The 24,265-nt window shown below is 52.5% G+C and carries 24 protein-coding genes; 19 read left to right on the forward strand and 5 right to left on the reverse strand.

All coding sequences use genetic code 11. The features are described from left to right. Positions 1–87 precede the first annotated feature (87 nt). Positions 88–744, forward strand: coding sequence for a type II CAAX endopeptidase family protein (locus tag J1G48_RS06775; RefSeq protein ID WP_001142904.1), 657 nt, complete (start codon positions 88–90; stop codon positions 742–744). Between the two features lie 66 nt (positions 745–810). Here the strand turns inward: J1G48_RS06775 and J1G48_RS06780 are convergent, their stop codons facing one another. From J1G48_RS06780 to J1G48_RS06790, 3 genes are all read right to left on the reverse strand, one after another. Further along, complete coding sequence (locus J1G48_RS06780) at positions 811–1,329, reverse strand: YbjP/YqhG family protein (protein WP_000847547.1); 519 nt, start codon at positions 1,327–1,329, stop codon at positions 811–813. Then, complete coding sequence (locus tag J1G48_RS06785; RefSeq protein ID WP_000118258.1) at positions 1,329–1,697, reverse strand: NlpC/P60 family protein; 369 nt, start codon at positions 1,695–1,697, stop codon at positions 1,329–1,331. Before J1G48_RS06785 ends, J1G48_RS06780 begins: the two co-directional genes overlap by 1 nt. A 168-nt stretch (positions 1,698–1,865) precedes the next feature. Then, positions 1,866–2,114 carry a transcriptional regulator gene (locus J1G48_RS06790; protein ID WP_000433425.1) on the reverse strand — a complete coding sequence of 83 codons (249 nt, stop codon included), beginning with the start codon at positions 2,112–2,114 and terminating at the stop codon, positions 1,866–1,868. Positions 2,115–2,286: 172 nt separating this feature from the next. On the opposite strand from J1G48_RS06790, the gene J1G48_RS06795 reads away from it, so the two are divergent. Further along, positions 2,287–2,661, forward strand: coding sequence for a hypothetical protein (locus J1G48_RS06795; RefSeq protein ID WP_001051261.1), 375 nt, complete (start codon positions 2,287–2,289; stop codon positions 2,659–2,661). A 179-nt stretch (positions 2,662–2,840) separates the two neighbouring features. Beyond that, complete coding sequence (locus J1G48_RS06800) at positions 2,841–4,016, forward strand: MFS transporter (RefSeq protein WP_000127723.1); 1,176 nt, start codon at positions 2,841–2,843, stop codon at positions 4,014–4,016. Here the strand turns inward: J1G48_RS06800 and flk are convergent. Further along, positions 4,013–5,014, reverse strand: a complete 1,002-nt coding sequence (flk, locus tag J1G48_RS06805; protein ID WP_000553397.1) for a flagella biosynthesis regulator Flk — start codon at positions 5,012–5,014, stop codon at positions 4,013–4,015. The two genes, J1G48_RS06800 and flk, sit on opposite strands and share 4 nt — an antisense overlap. Before the next feature lie 103 nt (positions 5,015–5,117). Between flk and pdxB the strand changes: the two genes are divergently transcribed. The 9 genes from pdxB to purF all read left to right on the forward strand — a co-directional run bounded on the left by pdxB (position 5,118) and on the right by purF (position 14,273). Further along, positions 5,118–6,254, forward strand: coding sequence for a 4-phosphoerythronate dehydrogenase PdxB (pdxB, locus tag J1G48_RS06810; RefSeq protein ID WP_000699176.1), 1,137 nt, complete (start codon positions 5,118–5,120; stop codon positions 6,252–6,254). 67 nt (positions 6,255–6,321) lie between these two features. Continuing rightward, positions 6,322–7,335 carry an aspartate-semialdehyde dehydrogenase gene (locus tag J1G48_RS06815; protein WP_001289141.1) on the forward strand — a complete coding sequence of 338 codons (1,014 nt, stop codon included), beginning with the start codon at positions 6,322–6,324 and terminating at the stop codon, positions 7,333–7,335. Beyond that, entirely contained in the window at positions 7,335–8,147 is an 813-nt protein-coding gene (truA, locus tag J1G48_RS06820) for a tRNA pseudouridine(38-40) synthase TruA (RefSeq protein ID WP_000016631.1), read from the forward strand. Before J1G48_RS06815 ends, truA begins: the two co-directional genes overlap by 1 nt. A 48-nt stretch (positions 8,148–8,195) precedes the next feature. Then, the gene (locus J1G48_RS06825) at positions 8,196–8,855 is read left to right on the forward strand and encodes a DedA family protein (protein WP_000364318.1); all 660 of its coding nucleotides are present in this window, start codon (positions 8,196–8,198) and stop codon (positions 8,853–8,855) included. A gap of 149 nt (positions 8,856–9,004) precedes the next feature. Beyond that, positions 9,005–9,919, forward strand: coding sequence for an acetyl-CoA carboxylase, carboxyltransferase subunit beta (gene accD, locus J1G48_RS06830; protein WP_000118383.1), 915 nt, complete (start codon positions 9,005–9,007; stop codon positions 9,917–9,919). Between the two features lie 67 nt (positions 9,920–9,986). Continuing rightward, positions 9,987–11,255 (forward strand): bifunctional tetrahydrofolate synthase/dihydrofolate synthase, encoded by a 1,269-nt coding sequence (folC, locus tag J1G48_RS06835; RefSeq protein WP_000792281.1) that lies wholly within the window; start codon positions 9,987–9,989, stop codon positions 11,253–11,255. Continuing rightward, positions 11,245–11,919 (forward strand): cell division protein DedD, encoded by a 675-nt coding sequence (gene dedD, locus J1G48_RS06840; protein ID WP_000157031.1) that lies wholly within the window; start codon positions 11,245–11,247, stop codon positions 11,917–11,919. The genes folC and dedD overlap by 11 nt, the downstream gene beginning before the upstream one ends. 310 nt (positions 11,920–12,229) lie before the next feature. After that, positions 12,230–12,718, forward strand: coding sequence for a colicin V production protein (cvpA, locus tag J1G48_RS06845; RefSeq protein ID WP_000262102.1), 489 nt, complete (start codon positions 12,230–12,232; stop codon positions 12,716–12,718). Positions 12,719–12,755: 37 nt separating this feature from the next. After that, positions 12,756–14,273: an amidophosphoribosyltransferase gene (purF, locus tag J1G48_RS06850; RefSeq protein WP_000334205.1), complete on the forward strand. Its 1,518-nt coding sequence runs from the start codon at positions 12,756–12,758 to the stop codon at positions 14,271–14,273. 35 nt (positions 14,274–14,308) lie between these two features. Here the strand turns inward: purF and J1G48_RS06855 are convergent, their stop codons facing one another. Further along, complete coding sequence (locus tag J1G48_RS06855) at positions 14,309–15,736, reverse strand: sigma-54-dependent Fis family transcriptional regulator (RefSeq protein WP_000168929.1); 1,428 nt, start codon at positions 15,734–15,736, stop codon at positions 14,309–14,311. 210 nt (positions 15,737–15,946) lie between these two features. Between J1G48_RS06855 and J1G48_RS06860 the strand changes: the two genes are divergently transcribed. From J1G48_RS06860 to hisJ, 7 genes are all read left to right on the forward strand, one after another. After that, positions 15,947–17,344: an alanine racemase gene (locus J1G48_RS06860; protein WP_000132307.1), complete on the forward strand. Its 1,398-nt coding sequence runs from the start codon at positions 15,947–15,949 to the stop codon at positions 17,342–17,344. Positions 17,345–17,434: 90 nt separating this feature from the next. Further along, positions 17,435–18,856: an APC family permease gene (locus J1G48_RS06865; protein ID WP_000072512.1), complete on the forward strand. Its 1,422-nt coding sequence runs from the start codon at positions 17,435–17,437 to the stop codon at positions 18,854–18,856. Position 18,857: 1 nt separating this feature from the next. Continuing rightward, entirely contained in the window at positions 18,858–19,961 is a 1,104-nt protein-coding gene (locus tag J1G48_RS06870) for an alanine/ornithine racemase family PLP-dependent enzyme (protein WP_000281907.1), read from the forward strand. 63 nt (positions 19,962–20,024) lie between these two features. Then, complete coding sequence (locus J1G48_RS06875; RefSeq protein ID WP_000380353.1) at positions 20,025–21,431, forward strand: amino acid permease; 1,407 nt, start codon at positions 20,025–20,027, stop codon at positions 21,429–21,431. Positions 21,432–21,457: 26 nt separating this feature from the next. After that, complete coding sequence (locus tag J1G48_RS06880; protein WP_000825682.1) at positions 21,458–22,027, forward strand: UbiX family flavin prenyltransferase; 570 nt, start codon at positions 21,458–21,460, stop codon at positions 22,025–22,027. 288 nt (positions 22,028–22,315) lie between these two features. Further along, entirely contained in the window at positions 22,316–23,098 is a 783-nt protein-coding gene (gene argT, locus J1G48_RS06885; protein ID WP_000754422.1) for a lysine/arginine/ornithine ABC transporter substrate-binding protein ArgT, read from the forward strand. A 237-nt stretch (positions 23,099–23,335) separates the two neighbouring features. Next, entirely contained in the window at positions 23,336–24,118 is a 783-nt protein-coding gene (hisJ, locus tag J1G48_RS06890) for a histidine ABC transporter substrate-binding protein HisJ (protein WP_000731868.1), read from the forward strand. The last annotated feature ends 147 nt before the right edge of the window (positions 24,119–24,265 follow it).

Consider the following 24,265-nt stretch of genomic DNA (forward strand, 5'->3'; position numbering starts at 1 on the left):
TACGTTGTAGTATCAATAATGAAACAGGTCGCTAATGCGACCTGTTTTTTCATTCAGGGAACAACAAATTATATGGATATTATATAAATGCCAACTAATACATTAGATAAAATTAGGCATAGTTTGAGTTGTGTGGCTGTTTTATTTGGTTTGTTCGGCATTTTTGTTTTTGCCTCATTTTCGCCTTCCTATGCCTGGCTTTATTTGGGAGGTCTGGCTGCGCCTTTTATATATAGTATTGTTTTTGTCTATGCGATTGCCGCCTGGAGTATTTATTCAAAGTATTACCCGTTTTTATCATTGGGTCGCTTATCATTCGTGGAGTGTTTTGTTCCGGCGCTGGCCCTGGTGTGCCTTACCGTTCTCTACAATGTTTTTAGTGGCCCGGAACCCTGGATGGCCGAGTTATCAAGGCAATTTTTTCTTCATAAATTTCTTAACACGCTGGCGATGTGCTTTCTGGCTCCTGTGGCGGAGGAAATTATATTCAGAGGGTTTTTATTAAACAGCAGTATCGGTTGGGGTCGATACTCAAGAGCTTCCGGTATTATTATTACTTCACTCGCTTTTGCATTTATGCATACACAATATCTCTTTGCGGTGACTTTTGTTTATCTGTTTGTTTTTTCATCGATATTATGCGTTGTTCGAATGAGAAGTCGAGGGTTAATGATACCGATAATACTTCATATTTTAAATAATGCCTGGGTTATTTTCGGCTTACTGTTTTCAGCGACGGAATAAGCGCCTGATGCAAGAGGCGCTTTAACCTCTCCGGTACGAACAAGAGACCGATGGCGGTTCCCTTTTTTAATGCTTCTTATATTCCGGCGCGACTTTCGCTGACCAGGCCTCAGCCTGGGTGATGGCGCCTGCGTCATAAATCGGCTGTTCATAACCCCTGTCAGCATCCCGAACGCGGTAAATTTTCCAGCGTCCCTCTTCCCAACGGGTATAAACTTCCAGGTGGATGGGCGTTGACTCTGTAGCCAACAGAACATCCACTTTTTCTCCGCCGAGGAAAGGGTGTGCCTTCCCAACCCGTAACTGTGGAATCCACTCTGGCGCATAGTCCTGCGCATACATAAAATAATCTGCCCCCACAATCTCCTGTTCATAAAGGGACTGTATTAGCGCCAGGCGATGAATAACCTCTTTGGCAACGTAACGTTGCATTAAGGCGGTGGTGTCGTCAGGGGGATTCACATCGTTCGTGAACGTCGTCATCCATGAGGTATAGAACTGCTTCACGGCCTGCGTACTGTCGTGATGAGGCGTGGAGCAACTACAAAGCAACAGGATAAGCGCGACAAGGGAGAACGTTTTCATTAATTCTTCCTGTAGATGGTATATGAGGGCCTGGCTGCCCGGTAGCCCGGGCCGGCCCACATATCGCGTTGTTTAAAATCTGAATACCACTCTGTGCCATCGTATATCGCCATGTGACCGCTCGGGTTTCCGCCAGCGTAAGGTTGAATAATGATGACGTCACCCTCGCGCGGCATTTCATAGGTACCAATAGCGGTGAATCCGGCGCTTCTTAACATTGGGCCATAATCTTTCGCATGATACGTATGCCCCAGCGTGATACCGCCCGCCTGAATTGCCTTTCGGGTAAATTCCGCACACCGGCCTTGAGAATGAGAACCTGCATGCGTTTTGGCATAATTAACCGCCACTCTTTTATCCCAACTCATAATGATTCCTGTTAATAAAATACGTAATAGCAATGACGTAATGCTTTAACAGTATTTGATTCGGGAAGCATGACAGATAGTGCTATTACTATTTTCAATAGAATAAGTTTAAATATTTATTAATTGTTGAGATTGATAAGTTAGGGCTAATTTATTCAGCATTAACTATTATTCTGCGATATCGGCATCATTTTTTATTTGCATATCATCATAGCGCGACGGCCAGATCTCCTGCGGCGTGATGCCCAGCGCGTCCGCAATAATCCGTTCAGCTCTCGGCCAGGAACGGGTAAAGACATTGCGCAGTGAATCAGGTGATAAACCGGCCTGACGAGAAAGATCTCTGAGCGTAATACCTCTTTTTTCAAGTGCACTTTTAATATCTGCACGATGCCAGTCTTGGCTTTTTGGTTCCATTCTGTAATCCTAAGAAGATGTGTTATCGGCACCGATATTTTTAAGGTAAAAATTAGCGCGAGAAAAAGAAAGTTACTTTCTTTTTCACTCTGAGAATAGTGCCAGAAAGAAAGCAAAATTTCGCGAAAAAGAAGAAATATTTTTATTTCATCAGGGGAAAGGAAAGAAACCGATGGCAAAGGAATGGTTCACGGTTAAGGAATGTCTTGGCTTACCGGGGTTTCCGGGAAGCGAGCCTGCGGTTCGCGAACGTTTATATAAGTACAGTGAAGGGAAAGCGGGGGTCAGGCGTAAGCGTGTTAAATCAAAGGCCGAGGAGTTTCATATATCTGTTTTCCCTCTCTATGTTCATCGTTATCTGGACGACAGCGGAGAGGAACCGACGCCAGAACCCATTTCCTTACAGGAAGCGGAGCCTGAAGATATCTGGGAGATGATGTTCAGGTTACTGACGCCAGAACAGCGCAAGCAGGTGACCGGACGGTTTAAGGTGAGAGGGATGAAAGCGGTCTTTCCCTTTCTGTTTGATGACACGCCGCCACGTTGATACCCTGGCTGCAATTTCAAGGTTGACAAGTTTCGCGTCTCACAGGCAGACTTCACTCTCTACATTATCCTTCCGATAATGCGTAAGCGTTTAACGTTATCCAACGCACCTTAATCCTGACGTTCAGGTAGAGGGGGGCGTGGCCTTTCCCCGCCTTACTCTGCATTCTGGAGTAATGCATGACAGCAGTTAGCCAAAAAACAACGACCCCGTCTGCGAATTTTTCGCTGTTCCGCATCGCCTTTGCGGTTTTCCTGACCTATATGACGGTCGGCCTGCCGTTACCCGTCATCCCGCTTTTTGTTCATCACGAACTGGGCTATAGCAATACGATGGTTGGGATCGCCGTGGGCATTCAGTTTTTTGCGACGGTACTGACGCGCGGCTATGCCGGACGACTGGCGGATCAATATGGCGCTAAACGATCGGCGTTACAGGGGATGTTTGCCTGCGGGCTGGCGGGCGCCGCCTGGCTCCTGGCCGCGCTGTTGCCGGTTTCCGCGCCGATAAAATTCGCGCTGCTTATTGTCGGGCGTTTGATCCTCGGATTTGGCGAAAGCCAGCTGCTGACCGGAACCCTGACCTGGGGACTGGGGCTGGTTGGCCCAACGCGTTCCGGTAAGGTGATGTCGTGGAACGGGATGGCGATTTACGGCGCGCTGGCGGCCGGTGCGCCGTTGGGCTTGCTGATCCATAGCCACGGCTTCGCGGCGCTGGCGGGGACGACGATGGTTTTACCGCTGCTGGCCTGGGCATTCAACGGCACCGTGCGTAAAGTGCCTGCGTATACGGGGGAGCGACCTTCACTGTGGAGCGTGGTCGGGCTTATCTGGAAACCGGGCCTGGGCCTGGCATTGCAGGGCGTGGGCTTTGCCGTCATCGGTACGTTTATTTCACTTTATTTTGTCAGCAATGGCTGGACGATGGCGGGATTCACCCTGACCGCGTTTGGCGGTGCGTTTGTACTGATGCGCATATTGTTCGGTTGGATGCCGGACCGCTTTGGCGGCGTGAAGGTCGCCGTTGTCTCATTGCTGGTTGAGACGGCAGGGTTGCTGCTCTTGTGGCTGGCGCCGACGGCCTGGATAGCGCTGGTAGGCGCGGCGCTCACCGGGGCAGGGTGTTCACTGATTTTCCCGGCGCTGGGCGTGGAGGTTGTGAAACGCGTACCTGCACAGGTACGCGGTACGGCGCTCGGCGGCTACGCCGCGTTTCAGGATATCTCCTACGGCGTTACCGGCCCGCTGGCGGGCATGCTGGCCACGTCATGCGGCTATCCTTCCGTATTCCTCGCGGGAGCGATCTCCGCTGTGGTTGGCATCCTGGTGACGATATTATCGTTCCGGCGTGGTTAAGAAACCAGCCAGAAAAGCGCCAGTACAATTATTAGCGCGATAAACAACAGGCCTGGCCGCGCAGACAGATTTTTCACGGTTTCAATCATCGGCGCAAACGGGCGGTAGATGGGTTGAATAGAGAGCGGTTCCAGCTCATCAGTCTCCCGCTCTACGCGACGCAGGAAAATATGGTTAAGTAAATCCTGCACCTGGGCGGTGGTCAGCACCGTTTGCGGCTGAATTTGATAAGTGTGCTGGGCATACTCTTTGATCGCTGTGAGTTCGTCCGGCTCAAGCGGTTGTTTTAACGCAGCCTGAAGCGTATGTAGCGTAGGCGCGTGTTGTAGTGACAGCGTCTGCCGCGCCTGTAGCCATGTCGCCAGATGGGTAAACTGCTTTGCCGGAATGAGCTCGCCGCTTTTCACGCCGGAGAGTTCCAGCATTGATTGCCAGATAAGTTTGTTTGACTCGCCGGTCGCGGCTGCCAGCTTCGTCACCAACTGATTCAACGTATTATGTTCAGCAGGCAATAATGGCCGATCCGTTGCCGGACGTTGCTGCGGCTGCGGAATGGAAAGCTGCCCCTGTTGCAGGAGCGTCAGCACGTTTTTGAGTTGATCGGGCGTAAGCTGGCTAAGCGCGGTTTGACCGTATTGTTGACGGATAAAATCGCTGACGGCCTGACGATTATTCCCGACGCCAAGCAGCTCTGTTAGCTGTGAAAGCACCTGACGATTGGCATGATTTTGCTGCGCTACGCCCAGACGCTGGGTAAGATTCTGTTCAGCGGCGGGGAAGTGGCGCGACAGTAGCGGCGCGTCATTTTTTATCCCCAGATCGTGTTTCATTCCGGCCCATACTTCCGCGCTTTGCTGCTGGGTCAGTGAAATCAGGCGCGTGATCAGCCTTTCCAGTACCGTACGCTGTTGCATGGAAAGCGGCTGCTCGCTCGCAGCGGAAAGAGGATTACGCCCTTCGCCTGGAGGCTGTGCAGGGGCGCCGGAGATGGGATGCATAATTAATTATCCTTTAACCATAAATCTGAGCAATATATGCCTGGCGGCCAGATTATGGCACACTTGTCCGGTTAACTCTCGTTCTCAAACAGGTACGACAGTCGTGAAAATTCTCGTTGATGAAAATATGCCTTACGCCCGCGAATTATTTAGCCGCCTGGGTGAGGTAAAGGCAGTGCCGGGTCGCCCGATCCCCGTTGAAGAATTGAACCATGCCGATGCGTTAATGGTGCGTTCGGTCACGAAAGTGAATGAATCGCTGCTGAGCGGCACGCCGATTAACTTCGTTGGTACTGCTACGGCAGGCACCGATCATGTGGATGAGGCATGGCTGAAGCAGGCGGGCATCGGTTTTTCAGCCGCGCCCGGCTGTAATGCTATCGCCGTGGTGGAGTATGTGTTTTCCGCGCTGTTGATGCTGGCCGAACGTGACGGCTTTTCGTTACGCGATCGCACTATAGGGATTGTCGGCGTGGGTAACGTCGGAAGCCGGCTACAGACCAGGCTTGAAGCGTTGGGTATCCGCACGTTGCTGTGCGATCCGCCACGCGCCGCACGCGGGGACGAGGGTGATTTTCGTACGCTGGATGAGCTGGTGCAGGAAGCGGATGTCCTGACTTTCCATACGCCGCTCTATAAAGACGGACCGTACAAAACGCTGCATCTGGCCGATGAGACGCTGATCCGTCGACTGAAACCCGGCGCCATTCTCATTAACGCCTGCCGCGGTCCGGTGGTGGATAACGCCGCGTTGCTGGCGCGACTTAATGCCGGGCAGCCGCTGAGCGTGGTGCTTGATGTGTGGGAGGGCGAACCGGATCTTAACGTCGCGCTACTGGAAGCCGTGGATATCGGCACGTCGCATATTGCCGGTTATACGCTGGAAGGCAAAGCGCGCGGCACCACTCAGGTCTTTGAGGCGTATAGCGCGTTTATTGGCCGCGAGCAGCATGTCGCGCTGGAGACATTACTGCCTGCGCCTGAGTTTGGTCGTATTACGCTTCATGGCCCGCTGGATCAACCGACGCTGAAAAGACTGGCGCATTTGGTGTATGATGTGCGCCGCGACGATGCGCCGCTGCGTAAAGTCGCTGGAATTCCGGGTGAATTTGATAAATTGCGTAAAAATTATCTTGAGCGCCGTGAATGGTCGTCTTTATACGTGATGTGTGACGACGAAACGGCAGCCGCCTTGCTGTGTAAGCTAGGTTTTAACGCTGTTCATCACCCGGCACATTAATGTCTTCTTAATGCTCCCTGTCGAATAATGCGACAGGGACGCTTATGTATTTCTGGAGTAAATCACCATGTCTGAAGGCTGGAACATTGCCATTCTGGGCGCAACGGGCGCCGTAGGCGAAGCCCTGCTTGAAACACTGGCTGAACGCCAGTTCCCGGTCGGTGAAATTTATGCGTTGGCGCGTCATGAAAGCGCGGGCGAGCACCTCCGTTTTGGTGGCAAGTCGGTCATTGTCCAGGATGCGGCGGACTTTGACTGGACGCAGGCGCAGTTGGCGTTTTTCGTTGCCGGCGCAGAGGCATCGGCTGCCTGGATAGACGACGCGACTAATGCAGGTTGCCTGGTGATAGATTCCAGCGGTCTGTTCGCGCTGGAGCCTGATGTGCCGCTGGTCGTGCCGGAAGTTAACCCGTATGTACTGGCGGATTACCGTAACCGTAACGTGATTGCGGTCGCCGATAGTCTGACCAGTCAACTGCTGGCGGCGCTCAAGCCGTTAATCGATCAGGGGGGACTGTCGCGCATCGCCGTCACCAGTATGTTATCAGCGTCCGCGCAGGGGAAAAAAGCGGTCGATGCGCTGGCTGGACAGAGTGCGAAGCTGCTTAACGGCATACCGATTGATGAAGATGATTTCTTTGGCCGCCAGTTGGCGTTCAATATGCTGCCGCTGCTGCCGGATCGGGAAGGCAGCGTGCGCCAGGAACGTCGTATCGTCGATGAAGTGCGTAAAATTTTGCAGGACGATGGCGTGATGATCTCCGCCAGTGTCGTGCAGTCACCGGTGTTCTATGGCCATGCGCAGATGGTGAGCTTTGAAGCGCTCCGTCCGCTGGCGGCGGAAGAGGCGCGCGAGGCATTTTCCCGCGGTGAAGATATCGTACTGTCAGAAGAGACGGATTACCCGACGCAGGTGGGCGACGCTTCCGGCAATCCACAGCTCTCTATTGGCTGTGTGCATAATGATTACGGTATGCCGGAACAAATTCAGTTCTGGTCAGTGGCGGACAACGTGCGTTTCGGCGGCGCGCTGATGGCCGTTAAAATTGCGGAGAAGCTGGTGCAGGAGTATCTGTACTGATGTCCGGACAGCAATCATCGCCGGTCTATAAAATTGCGCTGGGTATTGAGTACGACGGCAGCAAGTATTATGGCTGGCAGCGTCAGAATGAAGTGCGCAGCGTGCAGGAAAAGCTGGAAAAAGCGCTCTCGCAGGTGGCAAATGAACCTATTAACGTGTTCTGCGCCGGGCGCACCGATGCCGGCGTTCACGGCACCGGGCAGGTTGTCCATTTCGAAACGACCGCATTGCGCAAAGATGCGGCATGGACGCTGGGGGTAAATGCGAATTTGCCTGGTGACATTGCCGTGCGCTGGGTGAAAACTGTACCGGATGATTTTCACGCGCGATTTAGCGCTACGGCTCGCCGTTATCGCTATATCATCTACAATCATCGACTGCGTCCTGCGGTATTAGCAAAAGGCGTGACGCATTACTATGAGCCGCTGGATGCAGAGCGGATGCATCGCGCGGCGCAGTGTCTGCTTGGCGAAAATGATTTTACCTCGTTTCGCGCGGTGCAGTGCCAGTCGCGCACGCCGTGGCGTAATGTGATGCACATCAACGTTACCCGCCACGGCCCTTATGTGGTGGTCGATATCAAAGCGAATGCCTTTGTTCATCATATGGTCAGGAATATTGTCGGCAGCCTGCTGGAAGTAGGCGCTCACAACCAGCCGGAGAGCTGGATCGCAGAGCTGTTAGCGGCCAGGGACAGAACGCTGGCGGCGGCAACGGCGAAGGCGGAGGGGCTATATTTGGTTGCGGTGGATTACCCTGACCGGTTTGACCTTCCAAAACCGCCAATGGGCCCGCTATTTCTGGCGGACTAATCCGAATCGTACACCCGAAACGTGTCGGGTAGAAAGGCAAAGACAAATATGGACCTGATCTACTTTATTATTGATTTTATTCTGCACATCGATGTGCATCTGGCGGAGCTGGTCGCGGAGTACGGCGTCTGGGTGTACGCTATTTTGTTTTTGATTCTGTTTTGTGAAACCGGCCTGGTCGTCACGCCGTTCCTGCCGGGTGACTCGCTGCTGTTTGTCGCCGGGGCGCTGGCTTCGCTGGAAACCAACGATCTCAATGTGCATGTCATGGTGGCGTTAATGCTGATCGCCGCAATTGTCGGCGATGCGGTAAATTACACGATTGGTCGACTGTTCGGCGAAAAACTGTTCAGTAATCCGAATTCGAAAATTTTCCGCCGCAGTTATCTGGATAAAACCCACCAGTTTTATGAAAAACACGGCGGTAAAACTATCATTCTCGCTCGCTTCGTGCCGATCGTCAGAACCTTTGCGCCGTTTGTGGCAGGGATGGGGCACATGTCCTATCGGCATTTTGCCGCCTATAACGTCATCGGCGCGCTGCTGTGGGTGCTGCTCTTTACCTACGCCGGTTATTTCTTCGGTACGATACCGTTGATTCAGGATAACCTTAAGCTGCTGATTGTGGGGATTATCGTGGTTTCGATATTACCTGGCGTCATTGAGATTGTCCGGCATAAGCGCGCTGCGTCGCGTGCCGCAAAATAGAAAGTAACTCAGCGGTTCGACCACTTTTTTATCCAAAGTTTCGGGCTGTTATGTTTTAATGTGCAACATTCATGGTCTGTTGGGGGCAAAAATGGCATTATGCGCCCCTTATAATAAAGCTGACTAAGGTTCAGGCAGAAAGGTCACCAATGAGCTGGATTGAACGAATTAAAAGCAACATTACTCCCACCCGCAAGGCTAGCATTCCTGAAGGGGTGTGGACCAAGTGTGATAGCTGCGGTCAGGTTTTATACCGCGCTGAGCTGGAACGTAATCTTGAGGTCTGTCCTAAGTGTGACCATCATATGCGCATGTCGGCGCGCAATCGCCTGCATAGCCTGTTAGATGAAGGTTCCCTTGTGGAGTTGGGTAGCGAGCTGGAGCCAAAAGACGTGCTCAAGTTCCGCGACTCCAAAAAATATAAAGACAGACTGGCGTCCGCGCAGAAAGAAACCGGCGAGAAAGACGCGCTGGTGGTCATGAAAGGGACGCTTCACGGTATGCCGGTTGTCGCCGCCGCGTTTGAATTCGCGTTCATGGGCGGCTCAATGGGGTCTGTCGTTGGCGCACGCTTCGTTCGCGCCGTTGAACAGGCGCTGGAAGACAACTGTCCGTTAGTGTGTTTCTCTGCTTCCGGCGGCGCGCGTATGCAAGAAGCGCTGATGTCGCTGATGCAGATGGCGAAAACCTCGGCGGCGCTGGCTAAAATGCAGGAACGTGGTCTGCCCTACATCTCGGTATTGACCGATCCGACAATGGGCGGCGTTTCCGCCAGTTTTGCGATGTTGGGCGATCTCAACATCGCCGAGCCAAAAGCCCTCATTGGCTTCGCTGGCCCGCGCGTTATCGAACAAACCGTTCGTGAGAAGCTCCCGCCGGGATTCCAGCGCAGTGAGTTCCTGATCGAAAAAGGCGCTATTGATATGATAGTTCGCCGCCCGGAAATGCGCCTGAAGCTGGCGAGCATTCTGGCGAAGCTGATGAATCTGCCCGCGCCGAACCCGGACGCCCCGCGTGAAGGCGTGGTGGTGCCTCCGGCGCCGGATCAGGAGTCTGAGGCCTGATAACTGAAAAGGGCAGGGCCGCAGGCTCTGCCCTTTTGCTTTTCACCGTAAAGAAGCAGCGGAATCAATGAAAAACAAATCTATACCTCAAGCTGCGTCGCCCCTGGCCTCGTGGCTTTCTTATCTGGAAAACCTGCACAGCAAGAGTATCGATTTAGGCCTTGAGCGCGTAAGCCAGGTGGCAGCGCGTCTGGACATCCTCAAGCCTGCGCCGTTCGTTTTTACCGTGGCGGGAACCAACGGTAAAGGTACGACCTGTCGAACGCTGGAGTCGGTGTTAATCGCGGCGGGATACCGTGTGGGCGTCTATAGTTCGCCTCATCTGGTACGTTACACCGAGCGCGTGCGCGTGCAGGGGAAAGAATTAGCGGAATCCGCGCATACCGCGTCCTTTGCGGAAATAGAAGCGGCGCGCGGCGATATTTCATTGACCTATTTTGAATATGGTACGTTGTCGGCATTGTGGCTGTTTAAACAGGCTAACCTTGACGTGGTGATTCTGGAGGTCGGGTTGGGCGGCCGCCTGGACGCCACGAACATTGTGGATGCCGATGTAGCGGTAATTACCAGCATCGCGCTTGACCATACTGACTGGCTGGGGCCGGATCGCGAAAGTATCGGCCGCGAGAAGGCCGGGATTTTTCGCGCGGAAAAACCCGCTATCGTCGGCGAACCGGAAATGCCGACAACCATCGCGGATGTCGCGCAGGAGACCGGCGCGCTGTTGCGGCGTCGCGGCGTTGACTGGCGTTATGAGGTGACAGCGACCCACTGGGCGTTTACCGATGGTGACGGCACGCTTGCCGGACTGCCGTTGCCGCAGGTTCCTCAGCCGAATGCCGCCACCGCTCTGGCCGCGCTGCGCGCCAGCAGGTTGAACATTGACGAGCAGGCGATTCGCGACGGTATTGCGCAGGCTACCTTGCCGGGACGTTTTCAAATCGTGAGTGAGTCGCCGCGCGTTATCTTTGATGTCGCCCATAATCCCCACGCGGCGGAATACCTGACGGGTCGTCTGAAAATGTTGCCGAAACGCGGGCGCGTGCTTGCGGTGATTGGTATGCTGCATGATAAAGATATCGCCGGCACGTTAGCCTGGTTGAAAAGCGTGGTTGACGACTGGTATTGTGCTCCGTTAGAGGGGCCGCGCGGCGCGACGGCGGAACAACTTCTGGAACATCTGGGGAAAGGGAATGTCTATGATAGCGTCGCGCAGGCATGGCAGGCCGCTATCGACGCGGCGCAGCCAGAAGATACCGTGCTGGTGTGCGGATCATTCCACACCGTCGCACATGTTATGGAAGTGATAGACGCGGGGAGAATCGGTGGCGAGTAAGTTTCAGAATCGTTTAGTCGGCACGATTGTGTTAGTCGCGCTGGGGGTTATTGTGCTTCCCGGTCTGCTGGACGGACAGAAAAAGCATTATCAGGATGAATTTGCTGCGATTCCACTGGTACCGAAGCCTGGCGACCGTGATGAGCCGGATATGATGCCTGCCGCAACGCAGGCGCTGCCGACACAGCCGCCGGAAGGGGCGGCTGAAGAGGTGCGGGCGGGAGATGCGGCAGCGCCATCGCTGGACCCGTCGCGCATGGCGTCTAACAATGTTGAGCTTGATCCGATACCGGCGGAGACGCCTAAACCGAAGCCGGTTGAAAAGCCGAAACCGCAGCCTAAACCGCAACAGCCGGTTGTCGCCGCTTCCACGCCGACGCCCGCGCCGCAACCAGTCGCCGACGATAAACCTGCGCCGACCGGCAAAGCCTATGTCGTACAGTTGGGCGCGCTGAAAAACGCGGATAAAGTCAACGAGATAGTCGGCAAGCTTCGTTCCGCCGGGTTCCGGGTTTATACTTCCCCCTCAACGCCGGTACAGGGTAAAATAACCCGTATTCTCGTCGGGCCGGATGCGTCGAAAGATAAGATGAAAGGATCGCTTGGCGAGCTCAAGCAGATTTCCGGGTTAAGCGGCGTGGTGATGGGATATAGCCCGAACTAAGGCGCGTTTTGCCTGAGCGCGCAGCGTTAAGGCCTACGGTGTTCATCTGGTAATAGCCGAAGTTCTGTAGGCTGGATAAGGCGTTTACGCCGTCATCCGGCAGAAGGAATAAACCTGGTATCCTGCGCTTATCAGGCCGATGGCAGCTCTTCTGGTCGTGCCCGAAGAGATAAAAAGTGTGATGGCGTTGAATATTTTTTCAGCGCCATTTTTATTTACGCGTGGGAAGGAAATCCCTACGCAAACGTTTTCTTTTTCTGTTAGAATGCGCCCCGAACAGGACGACAGGGCGTAAAATCGTGGGACATCTATGGTCTGGATTGATTACGCCATTATCGCGGTGATTGCTTTTTCCTGTCTGGTTAGCCTGATCCGCGGCTTTGTTCGTGAAGCGTTATCGCTGGTGACGTGGGGTTGTGCTTTCTTTGTCGCCAGTCACTACTACACTTACCTGTCTGTCTGGTTTACGGGCTTTGAAGACGAACTGGTTCGTAATGGGATTGCTATCGCGGTACTGTTTATCGCGACGCTTATCGTCGGCGCTATCGTGAATTTTGTGATAGGTCAGCTAGTAGAGAAGACCGGCCTGTCGGGAACTGACCGGGTGTTGGGGATCTGTTTCGGCGCACTGCGAGGCGCGCTGATTGTCGCCGCCATTCTGTTCTTCCTTGATACCTTTACCGGCTTGTCGAAAAGCGAAGACTGGAGCAAATCGCAGCTCATCCCGCAGTTCAGCTTCATCATCAGATGGTTCTTTGACTATCTGCAAAGCTCGTCGAGTTTCTTGCCCAGGACGTAACAGGTTCTGAGATGTGGCTTAACGAGGAAAATGACGTATGTGCGGTATTGTCGGTATCGCCGGTGTTATGCCGGTCAACCAGTCGATTTATGACGCGTTAACAGTGCTCCAGCATCGTGGTCAGGATGCTGCCGGTATCATCACCATTGATGCGAATAACTGCTTCCGCTTGCGTAAGGCAAACGGGCTGGTGAACGATATTTTTGAAGCTCGCCACATGCAGCGTTTGCAGGGCAACATGGGGATCGGCCATGTGCGCTACCCTACCGCAGGCAGCTCCAGCGCTTCCGAAGCGCAACCTTTTTATGTTAACTCGCCGTATGGCATCACGTTGGCCCATAATGGCAATCTGACTAACGCGCATGAGCTACGTAAAAAGCTGTTTGAAGAAAAGCGCCGCCATATCAACACCACCTCCGATTCCGAAATCCTGCTCAATATTTTCGCCAGCGAGCTCGACAACTTCCGTCACTATCCGCTGGAAGCCGACAATATTTTTGCCGCGATTGCCGCGACTAACCGTCAAATCCGCGGCGCCTATGCCTGCGTGGCGATGATTATCGGCCACGGCATGGTGGCTTTTCGCGATCCGCACGGCATTCGCCCGTTAGTGCTGGGCAAGCGTGACGTTGGCGATGGTCGTACGGAGTATATGGTCGCTTCTGAAAGCGTGGCGCTGGATACGCTGGGCTTTGAGTTTCTGCGCGATGTCGCGCCGGGCGAAGCTATCTATATTACCGAAAAGGGGCAACTGTTCACGCGCCAGTGCGCGGATAACCCGGTCAGTAATCCCTGCCTGTTCGAGTACGTTTATTTTGCTCGCCCGGACTCCTTTATCGACAAAATCTCCGTCTACAGCGCTCGTGTGAATATGGGCACCAAACTTGGCGAAAAAATCGCTCGTGAATGGGAAGATCTGGACATCGACGTCGTGATCCCTATCCCGGAAACCTCCTGCGATATCGCACTGGAAATTGCCCGTATTCTCGGCAAGCCGTACCGCCAGGGATTTGTCAAAAATCGTTACGTGGGACGTACCTTTATCATGCCGGGCCAACAGCTACGCCGTAAATCCGTGCGCCGTAAGCTCAATGCTAATCGCGCGGAATTCCGCGATAAGAACGTCCTGCTGGTGGATGATTCCATCGTACGTGGCACCACATCAGAGCAGATCATCGAGATGGCCCGGGAAGCCGGCGCGAAGAAGGTTTATCTGGCGTCCGCCGCGCCGGAAATTCGTTTCCCCAACGTCTATGGCATTGATATGCCGACCGCCAATGAGCTGATCGCGCATGGTCGCGAGGTGGATGAGATTCGGCAGATCATCGGCGCAGACGGGCTTATCTTCCAGGATCTGAACGATCTGATCGAAGCCGTACGCGCGGAAAACCCGGATATCCAGCAGTTTGAATGTTCGGTATTTAACGGGGTATATGTCACCAAAGACGTAGACCAGCAATACCTCGACTTCCTGGATTCATTACGTAATGACGACGCCAAAGCGGTGCTGTTCCAGAACGAAATGGAAAACCTGGAAATGCATAACGAAGGCTAATGGCTTTGCCAGCGGCGCAATGCCGCTGGCCGATGTCAATTACGCACCACGCCGAAGCGAATAGCGTATTTTTGTACTTTGTACTGTAACGTGGTGCGCGATACGTTAAGGCTGCGGGCCGCGGCGGCAATATTCCCCTGATGCGTATCCAGCGCGGTTTCTATTAAATGCCTTTCGTAGTTAGCAACCCGTACCTCCAGCGACCCTTCATACTGCGGATCGGGTGACGAGGGAAGGGGATTTTCCGGCGCGGTTTCCGGTACGCCTAAATTTAACTCGTCCTGTTCAAAAATGATGTGTTTCAGCAGCCCGTCTTTTTCCTGCATGATCATGCTGCGTACAATCGCGTTTTCCAGCATCCTGACATTACCCGGCCAGGCGTGATTGAGCAGATCAGCACGCGCCGTCTCGCTTAGTCCGTGAATGTCCTGCGGCACATCATTACGGTATTTATCAATAAAATAATTTGCCAGTAAGGGAATATCTTCCGGGCGGGCGCGCAGCGGCGGTAACGTCAACATTCCGACGCTCAACCGATAAAAAAGATCCGCCCGCAGGCGTTCTTGTTGAATTAATTTGACGGGCGCTTCGTTCATGGCGGCAACGATCCTGACATCAGAGTGGAGTTGCTGTTGTCCGCCGAGCCGCCAGAAGGTTTTATCCTGCAAGAATCGCAGCAGCTTACTTTGCATTTCTATCGGCATGGCGTTCAGCTCATCAAGAAAGAGCGTTCCCCCGTTTGCCAGTTCCAGATAGCCCTGGCTATTTTCCGCGCCGGTATAGGCGCCGCGCACGGTGCCGAAAAGCGTACTTTCGATAAGCGTAGGCGGTAGAGCGCCGCAGTTCAGGGCGATAAATGGCTTATTCGCCCGCTTGCTGCATTGATGTATCAGGCGGGAAAATAGCTCCTTACCCGTACCCGTCTCCCCGACAATCGTCACCGGAATATTACTGGCGGCCAGCCGTTTGGCTTTGGCGATATTACTGAGCATTTCCGGGTTTTCGGTAATAATGGCATGGTGCTTCTCATGGCGATCGGCATACAGCAGTTGGTTCAGTTCTACCACCTGCTCCTGGAGCCGCCTGACGCCGGACATATTCCTGCCGATTTCGATAACGCCGACCATGCCGCCATCGCTTGCATAGAGCGGTGCGGTGGTGTGCTGATAGTCAACGGCCTGGCCTCGCGCATTGTAATAAATTTGATAATGGCCAATGTATTCCACGCCTTTTTTTAACGATGAAAGCATCGTACTTTGCGTCTCTTTCATGCCCGGATAGACATCCAGCATATGTTTTCCCATTGCCCGTTCAATGCTGTAGCCGTCCAGATCCGCGCTTTCCTGATTGTAGTAAACGTATTCACCACGCTCATTAATGACGGCCAACGGCTGATGAATCAAATCGAAAAAGCGGGAAAACATCCTGAGCGCCGAGGCCAGTTCCTGATTGGTGGATGCCATACATGCATTCCTCATATCTATTGTTCATGTTGCCATTATAAAAGTGACGAATTTTCGTCGTTGTGATGAATAGCAAACTCAATGACGAAAATGAGAAATAGCTTATTTTTATAAGTAATTGATTATTTTGATAAAAAATAGTGGCATGCCTTTTGCTTTATCCCTGTAAAGAATGCGTATTTTTACCATAAACATTAAGCAGAGGGCGTTATGACTGACTCGATTATGCAGAATTACAACCAGCTACGTGAGCAGGTAATCAACGGCGATCGCCGTTTCCAGCACAAAGACGGTCATTTGTGTTTTGAAGGGGTCGATCTGGACGCACTGGCGCGCCAGTACCCCACGCCGTTCTATGTGTTTTCTGAGCCGGAGATTATTCGTAACATTCATGAAATCCAGCAGGCATTTGCGGCGCATAAAAATACCAAAACCTTCTTTGCGTCAAAAACCTGCTCGGTCATGGGGGTATTGAAAGCCATTCGTGACGCCGGAATTTGCGCGGAGGCAAACTCACAATATGAGGTTCGCAAGTGTCTGGAGATAGGCTTTCGCGGAGATCAGATCGTCTTCAACGGCGTGGTGAAAAAGCCTGCCGATCTGGAATATGCCATCGCTAACGATCTGTATCTTATTAATGTTGATAGCCTGTATGAGCTGGAACATATTGATGCCATCTCTCGCAAGCTGAAGAAAGTCGCCAATGTTTGCGTCCGCGTAGAACCGAATGTTCCCTCGGCGACGCATGCGGAACTGGTTACCGCTTTCCATGCGAAGTCGGGTCTCGACCTGGAACAGGCGGAAGAAACCTGCCGCCGCATTCTGGCGATGCCTTATGTGCATTTACGCGGCTTGCATATGCATGTAGGCGATCAGGTGCCGGAGTCAGAGCCTTTCGCAAAAGCGACTAAAGTGCTGGTGGATGAATCCCGTCGTCTGGAAGAGGTGCTCGGTATTAAATTTGATTTGATTAACGTGGGCGGCGGAATTCCGGTTCCCTATAAATATGACGACGAGAATGGCGACCCGTTAAAAGATAATATGTATGCCGGTATTACCGCCCAGGATTTTGCCGATGCGGTCATTCGCGAAGTGCATAAATGGCGTACCGATGTGGAAATATGTATTGAACCGGGACGTAAAGTGACCGGGTCGGCGGCGGTTTTACTGACGGAAGTCTCCTGCGAAAAACGTAAAACAAATTACGATCTTAACGGCAATGTGGAATGCCACGTTGAATGGAAATTTGTCGACGCTGGTTACAGCGTACTCTCTGACAGCCAGCATTTTGACTGGTTCTTTTATGTCTATAACGCCTCTCGCATGACGGCAGCGCACGACGCCTGGGTAAAATTAGCCGGGCCGCTGTGTGATGGCGGAGATTATTTCCACATGGGGGTGAAAGGCGAAGAGTTTTTACTGCCGAAGGAGACTCATGTTGGCGATATTGTCGCGTTTCTTGATGCCGGGGCATACACCATTGAAAGTCAAACCGTTTATAACAACCGTCCGCGCACGGGGGTGGTGATGATCGATAAAAATGGTGAGACGCGTCTGATTCGTCGGGAAGACAGTTACGAAGATATGGTCAAGTACGACATTTATTAATACTGTTTTGGGCTTCAGTTTCATGCTGAAGCCCGTCGTCAGATGATAAGAAGAGGGCAGTGATGCCTGAATGCATAACAGGAGATGGCCATGAGTAACACGAATTCTGGCTTACTTGGCATCAAAGACATTGTCTTTATGAATGTCATCGCTATTCTGAGTTTGCGGCAAATCCCTAACGTGGCGCCTTACGGGGCATCGGCCATGTTGTTATGGGTGATCGCCGCATTCTGCTTGTTTTTTCCTTTAGCGATGGTATGCGGCGAGCTGTCAACCGGCTGGCCGAAAGATGGCGGGATATTTGTCTGGATTAAAGAGGCATTTGGTAAACGTATTGCATGGATTGTCGTGGTTTGTTTTCTCTTTTCCTGCGTACTGTTTTTCCCATTAATGCTGCAATTCGGCTTTACCGCGTTGGGCTATATGATCGGCGGCGGCCTGGCGGAAAATAAAGCGTTTATCGGTATTGGTTCCGCGGTAATTTTCTGGCTATTAACGCTGATGAATATCCGCGGGATGGAATGGACAAAAATTATTAATAGCATCAGCGCCTGGTGCGGCGTATTTATTCCCTCCGCCATCCTCATTTTGCTGGCGGTAGTATGGCTATGTACCGGACACCAGATGCAGACGGACTACACTACAGCGAAAAACTGGATTCCGGATCTCGGACACTGGGATACGATCGTTTTCTTATCCAGCATGATGTTTGCGTTTGCCGGACTGGAGGTCGCCCCGATGATTGCCGGGCGTACCCGTAATCCACAGCGTGATTTTCCGCGAGCGATGGCCGTCTCCGCCGCCGTTATCGTCGGGATCTATATGGTCGGCACCTGGGCGCTAAATACGCTTTTACCCGCCGGGAAAACCGACATTGTGGCAGGCGTCATGCAGGCTATGCATGCTGCTGCGGATACGCTGCATATGCCGTGGTTAATTCCTGTTATGGCCATCTGTATGTTTTTTGGCGCTCTCGGGCAGATTAACTCCTGGCTGGTGGGGCCGATTTATATGCTCCAGGAAGCCTCGCGTGAAGATAATCTGCTGGGGGACCGAATCGGCAAATTACATCCGGTGTGGAAAACGCCCGCCTTTGCCTTGACTGTACAGGCGATTATTGTCACGGTCCTGTGTTTTTCGACTTTTATTTCGCCAAGCGTTGCGGCGGCTTACTGGATGTTAACGGCGCTAACGACCATCACCTATTTTATTCCTTACCTGGTGATGTTCCCGGCGTTCTGGCGTTTACGTAAGACTCAGCCGGATACGCCAAGAAGTTTTAAAATTCCGGGCAAGGTTTTACCGGCTATTTTACCCGCGCTGGGCTTTCTTTCTATCGCCTTTGCCGTTGCGCTGTTATTTATTCCGCCTTCTCAAATTGATATGGGCGGATATTTCCAGTACGCCGGGAAAATTATTGGCGGAGCCGTGCTGGCGGTTGTCGTCGCGGAGTACATTTACCATCGGGCGCAGAAACGTAATGCCCGTTTAAGCATGGCGGGAGGAAAATAAAATGTATATGCCAGTTCTGGAAATAAATCTACGCAAGCTGGAAGAAAACGCCCGCACGGAAAAAGCTCTGCTGGCAAGCAGCGGTATTGACGTGATGGCTGTCAATAAAGTTTTTGACGGCTGCGTGGAAACCGCGCAGGCGGTGTTCAACGGCGGAATTACCGTTATCGCTGAATCACGAACCTATAATTTGAAAAAAATACGCGAGACAGGATGTACGACCTGCCTGTTACGCAGCCCGTGTCTGAGTGAAATCGAAGATGTGGTGCGCTACGCGGATATTAGTTTAAATAGCGAGCCGGTGGTATTACGGGCATTATCGCAAGAAGCCCAACGCCAGGGGAAAACGCATCAGGTATTACTGATGGTGGATATGGGCGATTTACGCGAGGGTATCTGGTTTGGTGAATATCAACGCATTCTTGAGACCGTGACTCTGATTACTGGTCTGCCCGGTCTGGAATTATATGGACTGGGCACCAACTTTAATTGTTACGGCACCGTGTTGCCAACGGTAAAAAATGGCGAGGATTTTCTGGCGCTGGCCGCCCGGCTGGAAGCTGACAGCGGTATTCCTGTCCGGCGGCTTTCTGCGGGAAACTGCACCAGCTATCACCTGCTGGATAAAGGTATCTGGCCGCAGGGACTGAATCATCTGCGCATCGGCGGACTGCATGAATTCGGCATTGAATATGTGGACATGAAATACCTGAATGAATTTCACCACTCCGCAAAACCGGTCGATAAAGCCTGTTCCGATATGTATATCCTGGAAGCGGAAATCATCGAACTGAACAGTAAACCTACCGTCCCGGTCGGGGAGCTGGGCGTCGATGCCTTTTTGCAAAGTAAAACCTTTGTCGATCGTGGCATACGCCGACGCGCATTGCTGGCGTTTGGTCGCCAGGATGTGCCGTCGGATAACTGTGTGCCATGCGACGACGCTATCACTATCTTAGGACAAACCAGCGATCATACGCTGGTGGATATTGAGGATTGTCGTCAGTCGCTAAAAGTAGGCGATGTGGTTCGCTTTGAGCTGGATTATACGGGCCTGTTAATGGCCTGCCAGACCAAAGGCGTCGCCTGGAGGTTTACGCGTTAACGCATAACCGCCGCGGCTATGTCGCGGCGGCATCTTTGACCTCACGAAAGACAGGGAGTAACGATGGATACCCTGCAACAATCTCCGCCAGCAGAGCCTGAAGGCGGTCTGCGGCGTAACCTGAAGAAGCGGCACCTGCTGATGATGTCGCTGGGCGGCACGATTGGCACCGGCTTATTTATCGGCATTGCCGAACCGTTAAGCAGCGTCGGGCCGGCGGGAACCTTACTGGCCTATCTGTTTGCCGGAACCATTATGCTGGCGACGATGATGTGTCTTGGCGAATTATCATGCGCTTTTCCTCACTCCGGTTCATTTCAACATTACGCGCTGATGTTTATGCCGTCACCTTGCTGGAGCTATACCATTGGCTGGCTTTACTGGTTTAGCTGGGTCTTTTCCTTGGCAGCCGACCTCACTGCCGCAGGGTTTATTGCTCACCAGTTTTTCCCCGCGGTTCCGGTATATATGTTCTGCCTGGCGATTCTGCTCATCCTGACGGCTATCAATCTCACCTCCGCAAAAAGTTTTGGCGAATGCGAATACTGGCTTTCGGCCATTAAGGTCTTCGCGATCGTGCTGTTTATCTGCGCGGGCGGGGTCATGATCTACTCGCTAATGGGCCATAGTGACTGGCACCCGACGTTAAAAATAGACGGAATGTGGTTTCCCCACGGTTGGGAGCAAATTGTGGTCTGTATGACGATCGTGATTTACTCCTTCCAGGGGGTGGAACTGGTCGGAAATGCGGCAGGGGAGACCGAATCGCCGCACATTATTTTACCGAAAGTGATCCTGGGGATCGGTCTCAGAATCATTTTGTTTTACGGCCTGGCGATTGCGGTGCTGGCGCTGGTCTATCCGCATGAACTGACGCCAAATGGACAAAGTCCCTTTGTATGGGTATTCTCCCACGCGGGCATTCCGGGGGCGGATACGCTGATGACGCTGGTGATCTTTTCCGCCGCGGTTTCTGCCGCTAACTCGGCCATTTACGCCAGTTCGCGTATGCTGTGGTCTATGGCGGGCGATCGCTTTGCGCCAGCCTGCTTTGGTAAAACGAACGGCGGCGGCGTGCCGGTGTATGCTATTTTAATCACGGCCTTGTTGGCGTTAGTGTCGTTGCTGACCCGCTATATTCCCGCACAGCAATTTTATTTATATCTGATCGCCAGTACCGGGCAGGTGGGTTGCCTGGCATGGATAACCATCGGATGGTGCCAGTATCGTTTCCGACAATCGGTGCGTAATGGAACGTACGCCAGCGATTTGCTACGCTATCGATCGCCGCTTTTCCCCTGGACGGCCCGATTTGTCATTATCACCAATTTTGCCATTATGGTCGGCACCTGGTTTAGTGAGCAAGGGGTAGTGATAATGTTGGTTGAGCTGGCTTTTATGATAGGGATTCTTTTGTCATGGTATCTCTTCAGACCCACTTTGAGCCGATTACGTAACACAGTGGGATGAACGGCGCTCGTAAACGGTAAGAGAACATGAAACGACTCATTGTAGGAATTAGCGGCGCCAGCGGAGCGATTTATGGCGTGCGCTTATTACAAATTTTGCGCGATGTCGATAGCGTGGAAACGCATCTGGTGATGAGCCAGGCGGCCCGGCAAACGCTGGCGCTGGAGACCCATTTTTCGCTGCGCGAGGTGCAGGCGCTGGCCGATGTGACGCACGATGCGCGCGACATTGCCGCCAGCATTTCCTCGGGCTCTTACCCGACGGCGGGAATGGTTATCTTGCCCTGTTCGATTAAAACGCTGTCGGGGATTGTCCACAGTTATACTGACGGACTGCTTACCCGCGCGGCGGATGTGATATTAAAAGAGCGGCGACCTCTGGTGCTGTGTGTGCGCGAAACGCCGCTGCATATCGGGCATTTGCGTTTAATGACCCAGGCCGCTGAGATAGGCGCGGTGATTATGCCGCCGGTTCCGGCTTTTTATCATCTTCCTCAGACGTTAGATGATGTTATAAATCAAACGGTTAACCGAGTACTGGATCAGTTTGACATCCCCCTTCCGCACGATCTTTTTGTTCGCTGGCAGGGCGCATAGCGTTGTCTGTTTAGCGTGCATTATTGTCCCTGTTGCCCTGTTTCAGGGCAATTTTGTAACCGCGATCATATCCTCAACATTTAATTCGTTAAAAGCCGCCGAAACGCTGCGGTTCAACCGTCATACCTGCTATCTTCAACATCAGGACAATATTGCAACGTTTTATTAACAAATTTAACGTCGAATCGTTTTGCTGACGTGAAAATGGCATAAGACCTGCATGAAAAAGTCTGCAAACACACAACACCACGTAAAACATAAGAAAATGACGCCACTTGAGGGGTATGTATGAAGAAGACCGTTCTCGCTTTGTCTTTGCTGATAGGTCTGGGCGCGACGGCGGCCAGTTACGCCGCGCTCCCGCAAACGGTTCGTATTGGAACAGATACCACCTACGCGCCTTTCTCATCAAAAGATGCCAAAGGCGAGTTTATTGGCTTTGATATCGATCTCGGTAATGAAATGTGTAAGCGTATGCAGGTGAAATGTACCTGGGTCGCCAGCGACTTTGATGCGCTTATTCCCTCACTAAAAGCGAAAAAAATTGATGCCATTATTTCATCGCTCTCTATTACCGATAAACGCCAGCAAGAAATTGCGTTTTCCGACAAACTTTACGCGGCGGATTCACGCCTGATTGCGGCAAAAGGGTCTCCCATTCAGCCGACGCTGGAATCGCTGAAAGGAAAGCATGTCGGCGTGCTGCAAGGGTCCACGCAAGAGGCTTACGCCAATGATAACTGGCGCACAAAAGGTGTGGATGTGGTGGCTTATGCCAACCAGGATCTTATCTATTCCGATTTAACCGCCGGTCGTCTGGATGCCGCATTACAGGATGAAGTCGCCGCCAGCGAAGGTTTCCTGAAGCAGCCAGCGGGCAAAGAGTATGCGTTTGCCGGTCCTTCCGTGAAGGATAAAAAATATTTTGGCGACGGGACGGGGGTTGGGCTGCGCAAAGACGATACCGAGCTAAAAGCCGCGTTTGATAAAGCGCTGATCGAACTGCGCCAGGACGGGACTTACGACAAAATGGCCAAAAAGTACTTCGATTTTAATGTCTACGGCGATTGAGGGAAGGGGATAACGCGCCGCGCTGGGGAACTATCACGGTGCAAAATAGATGTTTTGCACCTTTTTGGTGCATAAGCCGTTGCGGAACAGGCGCATAAATGCATACTTAATCGATTTTTATGCAAAATAAACCGGCTGACAAGGTAGAATGCTTTGCCTTGTCGGCCTGATTAATGGCACGATAGTCGCATCGGATCTGTAAAGATCTCCTGGAAAGACAGTCTGTTGAGGATAGTTATGAAAAAACTGGCGTTATCCCTTTCTCTGGTGCTGGCATTTTCCAGCGCTACCGCAGCATTTGCCGCTATTCCACAAAAGATTCGTATCGGTACCGATCCTACATACGCACCGTTTGAATCCAAAAATGCACAAGGTGAATTGGTCGGCTTTGATATCGATCTGGCCAAAGAGCTGTGCAAACGTATCAACACACAGTGTACGTTCGTGGAAAACCCGCTGGATGCGCTGATTCCGTCTTTAAAAGCGAAGAAAATTGATGCCATCATGTCCTCGCTGTCCATCACTGAAAAGCGCCAGCAGGAAATCGCGTTTACCGACAAGCTTTACGCCGCTGATTCCCGTCTGGTGGTGGCGAAGAACTCTGATATTCAGCCGACCGTCGCGTCGCTGAAAGGTAAGCGCGTCGGCGTGCTACAGGGGACGACGCAGGAGACCTTCGGCAATGAGCACTGGGCGCCGAAAGGGATTGAGATCGTCTCTTACCAGGGGCAGGACAACATTTATTCCGATCTGACGGCTGGCCGTATTGATGCGGCGTTCCAGGACGAGGTCGCGGCCAGCGAAGGTTTCCTTAAACAGCCCGTCGGAAAAGACTATAAATTCGGCGGCCCGGCGGTGAAAGATGAGAAGTTATTCGGCGTAGGAACCGGTATGGGGCTGCGCAAAGAGGATAACGAGCTGCGCGAAGCGCTGAACAAAGCCTTTGCTGAAATGCGTGCTGACGGTACTTACGAAAAGCTGGCGAAAAAGTACTTTGATTTTGATGTTTATGGCGGTTAATCACCGTCGGTGCAGATAAAGCCCAAAGAATGTTGACTGTCTGCATTGCCTGATGGCGCTGTGCGTGTCAGGCCTACGGGGAGCATCGTAGGCCGGGCAAGGCACAGCCGCCATCCGGCGTGATGTGAGGCAAAAATGCAAAAGAGG

Origin of the sequence: Salmonella sp. SAL-020 (assembly GCF_017372215.1) — a bacterium.
Classification (GTDB): Bacteria; Pseudomonadota; Gammaproteobacteria; order Enterobacterales; family Enterobacteriaceae; genus Salmonella; species Salmonella enterica.